The organism is Pseudokineococcus sp. 1T1Z-3 (genome assembly GCF_037482365.1).
Taxonomy (GTDB): domain Bacteria; phylum Actinomycetota; class Actinomycetes; order Actinomycetales; family Quadrisphaeraceae; genus Pseudokineococcus.
Window position 1 is genome coordinate 49763 of the sequence record NZ_JBBHZF010000023.1, and the last position, 14120, is coordinate 63882.

At 77.6% G+C, this 14120-nt stretch carries 11 protein-coding genes; 7 read left to right on the plus strand and 4 right to left on the minus strand.

What is annotated here, in order from left to right; translation table 11 throughout:
* The first annotated feature begins 54 nt into the window (after positions 1-54).
* Together WDV86_RS07665 and WDV86_RS07670 are read left to right on the plus strand one after the other, a co-directional pair.
* A complete protein-coding gene (locus WDV86_RS07665) occupies positions 55-903 on the plus strand; it encodes a hypothetical protein (RefSeq protein ID WP_339567022.1) in 849 nt (282 codons plus the stop codon).
* 163 nt (positions 904-1066) lie between these two features.
* Positions 1067-1861, plus strand: coding sequence for a glycosyltransferase (locus WDV86_RS07670; protein WP_339567023.1), 795 nt, complete (start codon positions 1067-1069; stop codon positions 1859-1861).
* Here WDV86_RS07670 and WDV86_RS07675 read toward each other — a convergent pair.
* The gene (locus tag WDV86_RS07675; protein WP_339567024.1) at positions 1858-4245 is read right to left on the minus strand and encodes a hypothetical protein; all 2388 of its coding nucleotides are present in this window, start codon (positions 4243-4245) and stop codon (positions 1858-1860) included. The genes WDV86_RS07670 and WDV86_RS07675 overlap by 4 nt on opposite strands.
* A 312-nt stretch (positions 4246-4557) precedes the next feature.
* Between WDV86_RS07675 and WDV86_RS07680 the strand changes: the two genes are divergently transcribed.
* Complete coding sequence (locus WDV86_RS07680) at positions 4558-5160, plus strand: TMEM165/GDT1 family protein (protein ID WP_339567025.1); 603 nt, start codon at positions 4558-4560, stop codon at positions 5158-5160.
* A gap of 63 nt (positions 5161-5223) precedes the next feature.
* Here WDV86_RS07680 and WDV86_RS07685 read toward each other — a convergent pair whose 3' ends face one another.
* Positions 5224-6063: a tryptophan-rich sensory protein gene (locus WDV86_RS07685; protein WP_339567026.1), complete on the minus strand. Its 840-nt coding sequence runs from the start codon at positions 6061-6063 to the stop codon at positions 5224-5226.
* 198 nt (positions 6064-6261) lie between these two features.
* Here WDV86_RS07685 and WDV86_RS07690 point away from each other — a divergent pair, with 198 nt between their 5' ends.
* From WDV86_RS07690 to WDV86_RS07705, 4 genes are all read left to right on the plus strand, one after another.
* Entirely contained in the window at positions 6262-7878 is a 1617-nt protein-coding gene (locus tag WDV86_RS07690) for a flotillin family protein (RefSeq protein ID WP_339567027.1), read from the plus strand.
* Complete coding sequence (gene pheA / locus WDV86_RS07695) at positions 7875-8852, plus strand: prephenate dehydratase (RefSeq protein WP_339567028.1); 978 nt, start codon at positions 7875-7877, stop codon at positions 8850-8852. The genes WDV86_RS07690 and pheA overlap by 4 nt, the downstream gene beginning before the upstream one ends.
* 76 nt (positions 8853-8928) lie before the next feature.
* Positions 8929-11127 carry a SpoIIE family protein phosphatase gene (locus tag WDV86_RS07700; RefSeq protein WP_339567029.1) on the plus strand — a complete coding sequence of 733 codons (2199 nt, stop codon included), beginning with the start codon at positions 8929-8931 and terminating at the stop codon, positions 11125-11127.
* Entirely contained in the window at positions 11127-11354 is a 228-nt protein-coding gene (locus tag WDV86_RS07705; RefSeq protein WP_339567030.1) for a hypothetical protein, read from the plus strand. The genes WDV86_RS07700 and WDV86_RS07705 overlap by 1 nt, the downstream gene beginning before the upstream one ends.
* Positions 11355-11370: 16 nt before the next feature.
* Here the strand turns inward: WDV86_RS07705 and WDV86_RS07710 are convergent, their stop codons facing one another.
* Together WDV86_RS07710 and WDV86_RS07715 are read right to left on the minus strand one after the other, a co-directional pair.
* Positions 11371-13155, minus strand: coding sequence for a putative bifunctional diguanylate cyclase/phosphodiesterase (locus WDV86_RS07710; protein ID WP_339567031.1), 1785 nt, complete (start codon positions 13153-13155; stop codon positions 11371-11373).
* Positions 13156-13360: 205 nt separating this feature from the next.
* Positions 13361-14120 (minus strand): CPBP family intramembrane glutamic endopeptidase (locus WDV86_RS07715; protein ID WP_339567032.1); only part of this gene is annotated, 760 nt, incomplete at its 5' end.

Genomic DNA, 14120 nt, shown 5'->3' on the forward strand with positions numbered 1-14120 from the left:
GTGGTCGGCCCAGTGGTCCGCCTCGTCGGCCGGCCGGCCACCTAGCCTGGGTGGATGAGCGCGGAGCCCGGGGTCCCAGGACCGGCGGTCGGGCGGCTGCGGGCCTGGCCGACGGCGCGGCGCTGGCGCCGGGTACGGCTGGGGCTGCTCGCGGCGTCCCTGCTCCTCGCCCTGCTCGTGGTCCTCCTCGGGGTGCACCCCTCCTCCCTCGAGCGGCTGCGCGCCGACCTGGCCGCCGGCCGGACGTCGTCGGTGGAGGTGCTCGGGGAAGGGGTCGACGCCCGCGCGGACCGCGGTGGCTGGAGCACCCAGGAGGTGCGGTGGCGGTCCGGGCTGGTGGAGCGCTCCGCCCCGGTGACCTCGCTGCCACCGGGCACGTCGCTCGCGGACGTGGACGAGGCGGCCTACGTCCCCGAGGGCGCCGTGGCGGTGACGGGCGACGTCGCCGACGAGCTCCGGGCGCTCGCCCCCGACGTGGAGGTCGAGCGCGGGCCTGCCTCGACCACCGCGTACTCCCTCTTCGACGTCTCGGTCCCGGGATGGCTGCTCGTGGCCAGCGGCATGGCGTGGCTGACGGCGGTGGTGGCCGTCAGCACCGCCCCCCGCACCTGGCGGATGACCGGGTGGGGCTGGGGCTGGCTCGTGCTCCTCGTCCCGCTGGTCGGGATCCCCGCTTTCTGCCTCCTGTCCGGGCCGACCCCGCCGCTGCCGCGCGCACGCACCGGACGACGGCTCGGGGGGGGGCCGGCTTCCTCCTGGCCCTGCTGCTGGGCGCCGGGGGCGTCGGCTGCGGCTGACCGGCACCTCGGCCGCCGGCCCTGCGCCGGCCCGGGAGCCAGACGTACCGTCACGCATGGGTACCCGTGTGCCGATGGTGGCCTTCGACCAGGACGACCCGGGTGACCGCAGGCTCTTCGCGCTCCTGCAGCGGCTGCAGCGGACGCGCTCGCCCCTGGGCCACCGTCTCGCCTGGGCGGTGCTCAGGTGGCAGGAGCGGCGCCTCGCTGCCCGGGCCCGCTGACAGCGCCTGCCGCAGCGGCGCACCCGCCCTGGGTAGCGTGCGCCCGTGCGCCTCGCCGTCGTCATCCCCGCCAAGGACGAGGAGGAGCGCGTCGCCGCCACCGTGCGTGCCGCTCGGACCATCGAGGGCGTCGACGTCGTCGTGGTCGTCGACGACGGCAGCACCGACCGGACGGCGCTGACCGCGCGCGTTGCCGGGGCCCGCGTCGTCCGCCACCACCGCAACCGCGGCAAGGCCGCGGCCCTGGAGAGCGGAGCGGCGCTGCTGCGCGACCTCGAGCGGCCGCCGGACGGGGTCGTCCACGACGCCGAGGGCCGGGCGCTGGCCACCGACGAGCCGCGCGCGCTGCTGCTCGTGGACGCCGACCTCGGCGAGACCGCCGCGGCCACGGCCGCCCTGGCGGTGCCCGTGCTGGCCGGCGAGGCCGACGTCGCGGTCGCGGTCCTGCCGCGGCAGTCCTCCCCCGGGGGAGGTCGCGGGCTCGTCGTCGGCCTGGCCCGGCGGGGGATCGTCGCCGCGACGGGGTGGACGCCGACCCAGCCGCTGTCGGGCATGCGGTGCCTGACGCGCGACGCCTTCGAGAGCGCCCGGCCGCTGGCGCCGGGGTGGGGCGTCGAGACGGCGATGACGATCGACCTGCTCCGCGCCGGCCAGCGCGTCGTCGAGGTGCCCTGCGCCCTGCAGCACCGGGTCTCGGGCCGCGGGTTGCGCGCCCAGCTGCACCGGGGGAGGCAGTACCGCGACGTCGTCCGCGCCCTGGCCGCCCGCGGGCAGCTCGGCGCCGTCGTCCCGAAGGACGAGCGGACGACGGCCCGTCCCGCCGAGGGCGGCGGCGCCTAGCGGACGGCGGGCTCGCCGGCGGGGTCGGCGGAGGCCGTCACGAGGGGCGACGACGGCGTCAGGTCGTCCTCCAGCGCGCGGGCGCCGGCGGCGGTGAGCAGCGGCACCATGAGGGTCGCGGCGACGGCGGGGATCGAGGTCCCCGAGTCGTTGACGGCGAAGCCGATGAGGATGAGCACCAGCCAGGCGCCGAAGCCGGCGCGCAGGGCGGGGCTGCGGTCGAAGGCCCGGCGCAGCGCGGGCGGCCCCGCGGCCCCCGGCCGCAGCAGCACGAGCGCGACGAACAGCGCCGCGATCGGCACGAGCAGGCCCTGCGGGTTGCCCGTCAGCACCGAGAGGTTGGCGGCGACCTTGCGGCCGACGACCTCGGCGGCGCCGCCGTCGAGCACGGTCTCGACGAAGCGCCCCAGGTGGGTGCGGTCGGCGGGCGCGCGCAGCCAGTCGAGCGTCGCGAGCCCGGCCATGACGACGACCGTCCCGCCGCCGATCACCACGACCCGGCGCCAGGTGATGGCCACCCCCGCCACGAGCAGCGCGAGGATCGCGAAGGCCGGCACGATGGCTGGCGGCCCGCCGAAGTCGCTGCCGAGCCCGGGGGCCCCGTCGAGGACGGCGGCACCCACCCCGAGCGCGACGACGACCGCCACCGCCCACTTCCCGCGGCCGCGCTGCAGCAGCCGGCTCGCGAGCGCCGTCGCGAGCAGCAGGCACCCGGTCGCGAAGAGCGCGAAGGGCGGGTTGCCGAGGCCGTAGAAGCGCCCCGCGACGATGGGGTTGGGTCCCATGAGGCTGGACAGCTGCAGCGTCGAGCCGAGCACGACGTCGACCGCCAGCACCGCCGCCGTCGTCCCCGCGACCGCGCCGAGCGGCCCCAGCACCCCCCGCCGCCACGGCCCGAGCAGCGCGACCGCCGCGACGACGGCCGTCCAGCCGGCGACCGCGACCACGAGCACGAGCGCGGAGGCCTCCGCGCGCCACCACGGCACGAGGTTCGCGAGGAAGGTCGAGACGGGCACCGACGCGGACACGACGGAGACCCGCCGCAGCCACGCGAGCACCCGACGCCGGCCGCCGGCGCCGCCCCACCGTCGTCGCAGCGCCACCACCCCGAGCCCGTAGACGAGCAGCTGGGAGCCGTACAACGCGTAGAAGAAGGGCCCGACGACCGGGCGAACCTCCACCGCGGCCCGGGAGAGGTCCAGCACGACGGCGCGCCGCTCCTCGGCGTCCAGCCCGGCCTCGACCGGGAGCACCGGCGAGCCGACGAGCCGCCCGGGCGCGTCGACGCCGAGCGCCGCGAGCACGGCGGGCGTGAGGTCGGTGGTCTGCAGCAGGCCGTCCTGGCGGGTCGACCGCGCGCCCACGAGGGTGCCGTCGTAGCGCGCCGCGACGCCCGCGGGCGCCGGACCGGTCGCGGCGAAGGCGCCCAGGTGCGCGGTCGACGTCGCGTCGGCGAGGGAGGCCACGTAGACCGTGGCGCCCTCCGGCACGGCGGCGAGGACGGCGCCCACGCGGGCGTCGAGGGTCTCGACGACGGCGGTGGCCCCGGCCTCGGGGACCTCGGCAGACCCCTCGCCGTCGGGCCGCGCGTCGGCCAGCACGCTGCCGGCGTCCACGACGACGAGCCGCGCCCCGCCCCCGAGCGCCTCGGCCACCGCGGCGCCCAGCTCTGCCGGGTCGCCCGGCCGGTCGGCGTGCGGGCCCACCAGCGTGCCGCCGGAGGTCGCGAGCGCCACCGCCGCGCCCGGTCCCACCGAGGCGGTGGGGACGCCGGCGGCGGCCAGCGTGTCCCCCAGCAGCCCGGGCCGGGCGTCGTACTCCTGCTCCGCGAGGGCGGTCGCGTAGACCGACCAGCGGCCGACGGCCCCGTCCTGCGGCTCCAGGAGCCGGGTGCAGCGGGTCTGCACCTCCTCGGGCGCCGGCTCGGCGCCCTCGCCGTCGGCGGCCGCGACGGGCATCCCCGGGCGCGGGTCGAGCGAGCGGGAGCCCGAGGAGAGGGCGAGCCAGCCGTCCGCCGGGCAGGCGCTCGAGGTGACCCCGCGGACGGCGACGTCGCCCACGCCGCCGTCGCGCAGCAGCGCGCCGAGCGTCGGGGTGCTCGCCGCGGCCCGGGGACGGCCGTCGGGGCCCTGCACGACCGGCACGTCGTCGACGAGCGCCCCGCCGCCCGCGTCGACCGGGGTGACGTCGCTCCACCGCAGGCCGGGGACGCCCACGAGGACGACCGGGCCGGGGACGGCGCCGATGCTGGACGAGGCCGCCGCACCGGACGAGGCGTCCGTCGCGCCACCGGCTCCCCCGCCTGCCGCCGCGGCCGGCGCGGCCGTCAGCACGCCCAGCAGCGCCGCGACCAGCAGCGTCAGGAGGGCACGGGGAGGCAGCACACCGTCGAGGGTAGGTGGCCGGGCGGCGGGCCCCCCTGCGCGGCCGCGGCCCACCCCTGGGCCGCCCGTGCTCCCCCGGCGCCCCCTGGGGTAGGTTCCCTCCCGTTCCACGAAGGGGAGTAGCCCCCAACCGCGGTGTCGACACACTGGCCGCGTCCGTCCCGACGGGCGCACCCGGTACCGCGGACCCGGCCCCGGCGCCCGCTCGCGCCGCCCGGGTGGGCGAGACCTTCGGCCAGCGCACCCGTGCGCGCGGCCGGAGGCGTCCCCGCTGCCGGTCGGGCGCGCCCCACCCGAGGGGACCGAGCACCCGTGGACGACTTCTTCGTCGCGACCGCCATCGCCACCGGCGTCGTCGTGGCCGCCGAGCTGGGCGACAAGTCCCAGCTGATGGCGCTGACCTTCGCGACCCGCTACCGCCCGGCCGTCGTGCTCGCCGCGGTCGCCGTCGCGACGGCCCTGCTCAACCTGGCGTCGGTCCTGCTGGGCGCGGCGGTCGGGAGCGCGCTGCCGACCACGGCCGTCGGCGTCGTCGCGGGCCTGCTGTTCGTCGGCTTCGGCGTGTGGACGCTGCGTCCCGGCGCCGAGGAGGGCGGGGCGCAGGAGGAGGACGGCCCGGCACGGGCGGGCCGCTCGGCCTTCGTGACCGTGCTGGTCTCCTTCCTCCTCGCCGAGCTGGGCGACAAGACCATGCTCGCGACCATCACGCTCGCCGCCCGCGACGCCGGCCTCGCCCAGGTGGCCGGGACCTGGCTGGGGGCGACCATCGGCATGGTGGTCGCGAGCGCCCTGGCGATCGTCGTCGGCGCCTACGTCGGCACCCGCCTGCCCGAGCGGGCGGTGCGCCTCGGCGCGGGCGCCCTGTTCGTGCTCCTCGGGCTCTGGCTGCTGGTGGAGACGCTCGTGCTCGGGTGAGCCCGTGCTCGAGCGGAGGCGACGACGGCAGCGCCTGCCCAGGACGTGCGCCGGCGCCCGACGTCAGGCCGGCGTCGCCCGGCCGGCGCGCACCCGGGCGGTGACCCCGGCGCCGAGCACGACGAGCGCCGCCAGGGCCGCCACGACCGCGACGACGCCGGACGTCAGCTCGCCCGAGGCCCGCCCCACGCCGATCCACGCCAGCCCCCAGGACGCCGAGAGCGCGGGCGCGAGCCGGCCGGTGCGCCAGCACACCCACGACGCGAGCCCGGCCGCGAGGGCGAGGACGACCACGGCCCAGGCGACCTCGCCCAGCACCAGGCCGCCGGCGCCGGCCTGGACCAGCCAGGAGGCGACGTTCGCGACCGTCGCGACGAGCACCCAGCCCAGGTAGAGGCCCGTGACGCCGTCGACGAGCAGCGCCTCGACCCAGCGCCCCGGCCCTCGCCGCGCGCTCCCTGCGCCGGTGCGGGCCAGGCGCGCCAGCGCGACGGCCAGCACGGCGACGAGCGCGCCGATGACGAGCACCGAGGCGAGCACCGAGCCGGCCCGCACGACGACGATCCACAGCGCGTTGAGCAGCAGTGACGCGATCAGCCACCACCCGACCTGGCGCTGCCGCGGGTCCGACGGCGGGGCGACGGCGAGCTGCCACACCGCGCAGGCCAGCAGGCCCGCGTAGACGACGCCCCAGATCGAGAAGGCCGGCCCGGCCGGGGCGACGAGCGTCGACGTCGCCGACAGCGCCCCGCCCGCCGCCTCGTCGATCGGCGTCCCTCCGAGCGCGCCCGACCCCACGAAGGCCACGACGGCCGCGACCACCGCGCCGGCGAGCACCGCCCACTGCCGCGCCCGGTCCGCCCTGGACGCCGCCCGGCTCCTCAACCCGCTCTGCGCTGCCACCGGTCCAGCGTGGCCGGGCCCGCGCGGGGGCGCACCCTCGGCCGGGGGAGGTCGACCACCCGTCCGGTGCCGGTCGTCCACAGGCGGCACGGACGCCCGGCCCCCGTGCGCCATGCTGTGGCCCGCGCGCCGACGGCGGCGTGCGGCGCGGGCGCCCGGGGGGCGGCGCGGCCGGAGCGACGAAGGAGCGGGACACCCATGGAGATCGCCGCAGGACTGCTCGCCACCCTGGTGCTCGGGGGGGTCGCGGTCGTCGTCCTCCTCGTGCTGCTCCTCATGGCGGTGCGCCGCTACAAGATCGCCAACCCCTCCGAGGCGCTCGTCGTGGTCGGGCGCAAGGGCGGCAAGCCGGTGCTCAACCCCGAGACCGGCGAGTCCTCCATGGACCTGTCCGGCCAGCGCGTGGTCATGGGCGGCGGCGTCTTCGTCAAGCCCTTCGTCGAGCAGGCCTACGCGCTGTCGCTGGCCTCCCGCTCCATCCGGGTGCAGATCCGCGGGGCGGTCTCCCAGCAGGGCATCCGGCTCAACCTGGATGCCGTCGCGATCGTCAAGGTGGGCGGCACCGAGAACAACGTGCGCGCCGCGGCGCAGCGCTTCCTGCACCAGCAGGACGAGATCGAGGCCTTCACCCAGGAGGTGCTCGCCGGCTCGCTGCGCTCGATCGTCGGCACGCTGACGGTCGACGAGATCATCCGCGACCGCGCCGCCTTCGCCCGCCAGGTCGCCGACGAGTCGGTGTCCTCGCTCAACAACCAGGGCCTGGTCCTCGACACGTTCCAGATCCAGGACGTCTCGGACGACAGCAACTACCTGCGCGACCTGGGCCGGCCCGAGGCCGCCGCGGCCGCCCGCAACGCCGCCATCGCCGAGGCCGACGCCCAGCGCGAGTCCTCCCAGCGCGAGGCCGCGGCCCAGCAGCTCGTCGCCGAGGCCGAGCGCGACCTGGCCCTGCGCCAGGCCGGCTTCCGCGCCGACACCGACCGCGCGCAGGCCGAGGCCGAGGCGGCCGGCTCCCTGGCCAAGGCGGCGCAGGACCAGGAGGTCCTCACCGTCCAGGAGCGGGTGGCCCAGCGCCAGGCGTCGCTGACCGAGACCCAGCTGGACACCGACGTCCGCAAGCCCGCCGACGCCGCCCGGTACAAGACCGAGCAGGAGGCGCAGGCCCGCCGCAGCGCCGTCCAGTACGAGGCCGAGGGCCGCGCCAACTCCTCCGTCGCCGACGCGAGGGCCGCGGCCGAGCGCACCCGGCTGTCGGCCGACGCCGACGCCGCACGCCTGCGGATCAGCGCCGAGGCCGAGGCGAACGCCGTCCGCCTGGCCGCCGACGCCGAGCTGGCCCGCCGCACCGCCCAGGCCGACGCCCAGCGCCTGGAGGGCGAGGCCGAGGCCGCCGCCATCGAGGCCAAGGGCCGCGCCGAGGCGGCCGCCCGCCGCGAGCTCGCCGAGGCCTTCGCCGGGTACGGCGACGCCGCCCGTCTGCAGATGCTCGTCGACGTCCTGCCCGAGATGGCGAGCGCCCTGGCCGCCCCCCTCGGCTCCATCGACGACCTCACCGTCATCTCCAACGACGGCGCCGGGGCGCTCTCCCGCTCGGTCGCCGGCAACCTCCACGAGACGCTGGAGACGGTCCGGCGCTCCACCGGCATCGACCTGCTGGGGCTCCTGGGCTCGGAGAAGGGCTCGGGCGCGGACAAGGGGTCGAGCAACGGCTCCGGCCGCTCCGGTGCGGGCACGGCCGTCACGCCCGCCGGCAGCGCGGCGCCGGGCGGCTTCGGCAGCGGGGACGAGGGCGCCGCGCCGGGCGGGGGCGAGTGAGCCTGCCCGCCCGGGGCGCCACCTCCCGCCGCTACGGCTACCTGGGGCCCGAGGGCACCTTCACCGACGCCGCGCTCGGCGACGTGCTGGCTGCGCGCGGCGAGCACGACGCCGAGCGCGTGCCCGCGGCCAGCGTCGACGCGGCGCTGGCCGCGGTGCGCGCCGGCGAGCTCGACGCCGCGATGGTGCCGATGGAGAACTCCGTCGAGGGCGGGGTGCCCGCCACGCTCGACGGGCTCGCCGGCGGTGACCCGCTCGTCGTCGTCGCCGAGGCCCTCGTGCCCGTGTCCTTCGTCCTCGCGGCCCGCCCCGGCACCCGGCCGGAGGACGTCGCCGTCGTCAGCACGCACACGCACGCGCAGGCGCAGTGCCGCGGCTGGCTCGCCGCGCACCTGCCCGAGGCCGCCTACGTGCCCAGCGCGTCGACGGCGGCGGCGGCCGCAGGCCTCGCGGCCGGCGCCCCCGCCCCGACCTACCAGGCGGCGCTCTGCGCGGGCGTGGCCGCCGACCGGTACGGCCTGCAGGTGCTGGCCCGCGACGTCGGCGACACCGCCGGCGCGGTGACCCGCTTCGTGCTCGTCGGCCCGCCGACGCCGCCGCCCCCGCCCACGGGTGCCGACCGGACGACGGTCATCGCCTTCCAGCCCCAGGACCACCCCGGGATGCTGCTGGAGCTGCTGGAGCAGTTCTCCTCGCGCGGGGTCAACCTCACGCGCATCGAGTCGCGGCCCACGGGGGACGCCCTCGGGCAGTACTGCTTCGCCATCGACGCCGAGGGCCACGTGGAGGACGCCCGCGTCGCCGAGGCGCTGCTCGGCCTGCACCGCTTCTGCGCCCAGGTCCGCTTCCTCGGCTCCTACCCCCGCGCCGACGCCCGCCCGGTCCTCGTGCGCCCCGGCACCGACGACGCCGCCTTCGCGGGCGCGCGCACCTGGCTGGACGCGGTCCGCGCCGGCCGCCGGCCGCCTCCCTGAGCGGGCAGACGTCGAGACGGTCACGGTCACCGCGAGCGGTGCTGCCGGTCGTGGCGCGACTCCTAGGATCGACGACGTGAGCGACATCGCGGGGGCCGACCAGGCGGCACGTCTGGCCGGGGCGGGGCTGTCCGGTGCAGACCTGTCCCGTGAGGGGCTGTCTGGTGGAGGGCTGCCCGGCGCGGGGCTGCGCGGGGCGGGGCTGCCCCAGGTGGTCCAGGACGCGCCCGCCGCGGTGCTGGTCGTCGACCTCGACAACGGCGACGTCGTCTTCGCCAACGCGCTCGCCCAGCAGCTGGCCCCGGGCACGAGCCTGCCGGCGGGCATCGCGTACTGGTCACGCGTCGCCGGCCTGCGCGACGCCTCCGGCGAGGACATTGAGGACGGGCCTGCGCCGCTGCGGCGGGTCGCCTCCGGCGAGCCGGTCACGGGCGAGGCCATCACCGCGGCGCGGGAGTCCGACGCGACGAGCGCCCGCGAGGCCCTGTGGGTCGTCGGCATCCCCCTCGTGGACGCCCCACCGCCGCTGGCCACCCACGCGCTCGTCGTCATGCTGCCGCTGCGCGAGCAGCAGGCGGTCGCCGAGCTGCAGGAGGTCGGGGACCTGCGCCACCGCGCCGTCCTGTCCACCGACCTGTCCTTCAGCATCAGCGACCCCCACCGCGAGGACAACCCGCTGGTGTGGGTCAACCCCGCCTTCGAGCGGACGACGGGCTACTCCTTCGCCGACGTCAGCGGCCGGAACTGCCGCTTCCTCCAGGGGCCGGGCACCGACCGCGACGCCGTGGCCCGCATCAGCAAGGCCCTGGCCGAGGACGAGCCCGTCACCGAGGTGCTGCTCAACTTCCGCAAGGACGGCACGGCCTTCTGGAACGAGGTGGTCATCAGCCCGGTCTTCGACGCGGACGGCCGCCTCACCCACCACGTCGGCGTGCAGTCCGACGTCACGGCCCGCGTGGAGGCCGCCGCCGAGCGCGACCGGGCGCTGGAGGCGGCGCGGCGCGCCAACGCGCGGCTGGAGGCCCTGGCCCGGGTCAGCACGGCGCTGTCCAGCCGGCTCGACAGCGACGAGGCGCTCGCCCTCCTGCCCGGCCTGGTGGTGCCGGACCTCGCGCGGTGGGCCTTCGCCGTCGCCTCCGACGCCTCGGGCCGCGCCCGCAGCGTCCACGTCGCCCACGGGGACGAGGCGCTGGCCGACGTCGCCGACGCCCTCGCCGGCGAGCCGTGGAGCGGCACCGTCGAGCTGTCCCTGCTCGCCGAGGTGCTCTCGGGCGCCGTGACGACGGCCACGACCTGGGACGCCGACGTCGAGGAGATGGCGGGCCGGCTGACGGACCCGGCCGCCGCCGAGGCGTTGCGGACCATGGGCCTCGGCCGGGTCGTCCTCGTGCCGCTGCGGGCCCGGGGCCGCACCACCGCCGCCCTCGGGCTCGTCCTCGGCGACGGTCCGCCGCCGAGCCCGCAGGACCTCGCGACCATGGCCGACGTCGGCGTGCGGGCGGGCCTGGCCATCGACAACGCGCGCCTGTACGAGCGCGAGCACGCCGCCGCGCTGACGCTCCAGCGCGACCTGCTGCCCGACCTGCCCGAGGTCGACGACTTCGACCTGGCCGCCACCTACCTGCCCGCTGCCGTGGGCGCGGAGGTGGGCGGCGACTGGTACGACGTCCTGGACCTGCCCGACGGCGGCCTCGGCGTCGCCATCGGCGACGTCATGGGCCACGACCTCGCCGCGGCGGCCTCGATGGGGCAGCTGCGCTCGGTGCTGCGCTCCTACGCCTGGAGCGGCGACGAGCCCGGCGCCGTCCTGCGCCAGCTGGACCTGCTCGTGCGGGGGCTCGGCATGGCCGGCCTCGCGACGTGCGTGTACGCCCGCGTCGTCTGCGCGCAGGTCGGCGACGGCTGCGCCGTCACCTACGCCAAGGCCGGGCACCCCCCGCCGCTGCTGCTGACCCCGGGGCTCGGCGTCCACCGGCTCGACCAGGCGCTGACGACGCCGATCGGCGTGGCGGCGGCCAAGACGGTCGTCGACCAGGCCGAGGTCGACCTGCCGCCGGGCGCCTCGCTGGTCCTCTACACCGACGGCCTCCTGGAGCGCCGCGACCGGCCGCTGCGCCAGGGCATCGACGAGCTGGAGGCGCTCGTCGCCTCGGCGCCCGAGGACGCCGACGCGACGGCGCTGCGCGACCTCGTCGTCGACCACTTCACCGCCGACGGCGCCGATCTCGACGACGACACGTGCGTGCTCGTCGTGCGCCGCCGGCCGACGGCGTAGTGGGCGAGGGCCCGGCCTCGCGCCGCCCGTCGTCCGCCACGCCGGTCGGCGGCGCGGGTGAGCTGGAGCGCTCGCTGTGGCGGGTGTTCTGGTGGCTGGTGCTGCTGCTCGTCCTCGCCATGGTCGTCGGCTTCCTCTGGAGCACCCGGGACGTCGAGCCGGCCCCCGCCGACGTCGGTGCCTGGACGGCGGGCCCCGGGGCCCCGCCGCCTGAGCCCGTCGCCTGAGCCGGCCCCCGAGATCTCAGGCGACGGCGCGGTGGGCCGTCCCGTCGAGGCCTCTCCCGTGCAGGGCCACCTCGTCGAGGGGTACCGGCCGCTGCAGGTGGTAGCCCTGGGCGGCGTGGCAGCCGGCCTCCTTGAGGGCGAGCACCTGGTGGGCGTGCTCGACCCCCTCGGCGGTCACGGCGAGGTCGAGCGCGTGGGCCATCGCGAGGACGGCGTCGACGACGGGCGTGCACCCCTGCCCCGGCACCACGCGGTCGACGAAGGACTTGTCGAGCTTGAGGACGTCGACGGGCAGCTGGTCGAGGCGGGAGAGCGTCGACCAGCCGGTGCCGAAGTCGTCGACCGCCACCCGGACGCCGGCGCGCCGCAGCTCCTCGAGGGACGCCGTCATGGTGGGCGCCTCGGCGAAGACGGTCTCGGTGACCTCGAGGACGAGGTCACCGGGGGGCAGGCTCGAGTCCGCCAGCGCGCGCAGCACGCGCGCGGGGTAGGCCGGTGAGGCCAGCTCGACCCCGGAGACGTTGACGGCCACGCCCGCCCGGGTGCCCGTCCGCTGCTGCCAGGCCCGCACCTCGTGGCAGGCGGCGCGCAGCACCCGCGCGCCGAGCAGGTCGACGATGCCGGTCGCCTCGGCGAGCGGCAGGAAGGTGTCGGGGGCGAGCAGGCCGCGCTCGGGGTGCTGCCAGCGCACGAGCGCCTCGACGCCCTCCAGCGTGCCCGAGGCGAGGTCGACGACCGGCTGGTAACGGACGACCAGCTCGCCGTCGGTGATGGCGCGCAGCAGCTCCTCGGCCTCGGGGGTGTCCAGGCTCGCCGGTGCGAGGCCCCGGCGACGGCGCTTGGCGTCGTAGAGCTCGGCGTCGGCGCGCTGGCGCCACGTGGACGCCGAGTCGAGCTCGCCGAGCACGGCGAGGCCGTAGGAGACCCGCTGCTCGTCCGGCAGGTCGGCCACGGCCTCGGCGAGCCGGGCGCGCGCGACGTCCTCGGGGCCCTCCGTGACCCAGACGAACTCGTCGCCCCCGAGCCGGGCGAGCAGGCCGCTGCCGCCCAGCTCCGCCCGCAGCCGGCGGGCGACGGCGAGGAGCCGCGCGTCCCCCGCGGTGCGGCCGTGGGTCTCGTTGACCTCCTTGAAGTTGTCGAGGTCGAGCATCGCCAGCACGGCGTGCCCGGACCGCCCGGCGGCGACGACGACGTCGAGACGGCGCATGAGGGCCCGCCGGTTGGGCAGCTGGGTCAGCTCGTCGGCCTCGGCGCGGACGGCCGCGCGGCTGACGACGACGCCGAGGACGCCGGTGGCGACGAGCGCCAGGACGACCACGCCGGCCTCGACCTCGGAGGACCCCCCCGGGGCGGACAGCAGCAACGCCGTCACGACGCCGGCGACGATCGCGAGGTGGGTGGCGGCGACGCGCGGCCGCAGGAGGATCGACGCGGGCAGGACGGCGACGACGAGCAGGCTCGTCGTCGCGACGAGCCGGGCGTCGTCCTCGCGGACGTCCAGCGCCGAGACGAGGAGCAGGACCTCCGCGAGGACGACCGTCGCGTGCAGCAGCCGCCATCCGACGCGGGCGCGGCGCAGCAGCAGCGCGAGGCCGCCGACGGCGCCGGCGAGCGCCACCGCCACGGACACGGCGGCCTGCTGCCCCTGCGCCGGGCTGAGGAGGGCGAGCATGCCGACGGCCCCGCCGGCGAGGAGCACGGCGCCCGTGGCGACCACGACGATGGCTCCCGGGCCGACGCCGCCCGGGTCCACGGCACGGGTGAGAGCTCCTGCCGTCAGCCCACGGTCGTGTACCAGCACGGCGACAGGGTGACATCAGACAGGCTCGTCGTCACCACCGGTGCTCGCGCGCCACCCAGAGTGATGAAGTGTCGCGGGCGACCGGCGGTGGGCCCCTCACCCGTCCGGCCCAGCGAAGGTGCTCGTGGGACCTGCCCGACCAGCCCGCCCCGACCCAGCCCCGTCGGAGCCAGCCTCACAGGGGCCAGCCTCACAGGAGCCTGGCTCACAGGAGCCAGGGGGCCACCGCGGCGTACCCGAGGAAGGCGACGACGTCGATGACGGTGTGCGCCACCACGACCGGCATCACCCGCCCGGTCCGCCGGTAGACGAGGGCGAAGACGACGCCCATGACGACGTTGCCCACGAAGGGGCCGAAGCCCTGGTAGAGGTGGTAGGTGCCCCGCAGCAGCGCGCTCGCCGCGACGGCCGCGTACGGGGCCCACCGCAGGTCGTGCAGCCGCTGCAGCAGCCACCCGACGACGAGCACCTCCTCCAGCACGCCGTTCTTGACGGCGGCCAGCAGCAGCACCGGCACCGTCCACCAGTAGGTGTCCAGCGCCGCGGGGTTCACGTCGGCCGTGACGCCGAGGGCCCGGCCGAGCAGGTAGAGCCCCAGCCCCGGCACGCCGATGAGCGCGGCCAGGCCGAGGCCCTGCAGCAGGTCACGGCCGGGGGCCGAGAGGTCGAGCCCGAGGGAGCGGGCGGCCGAGCGCGGCCCCCCGCCGCGGCTCCACCCGAGCAGCGCCAGCGCCAGCAGCACGGGGACGAGCGCGGTCGCGACGGCGAGCAGCTGGTAGGTGAGGTCGAACCACGGCCGCGCGCTGCGCGAGGCGTTGAGCGTCGCCGTCGCCGCCGACAACGGGCCCTGGGTGAGGATGCCCACGAGGTTGACGACGGCGTAGACGGCCGAGGCACCCAGGCTCAGGGCGAGCACGAGGAATATCTCCAGACGCAGGCGCGAGCGCTGGGCCGCCGACGGCGGC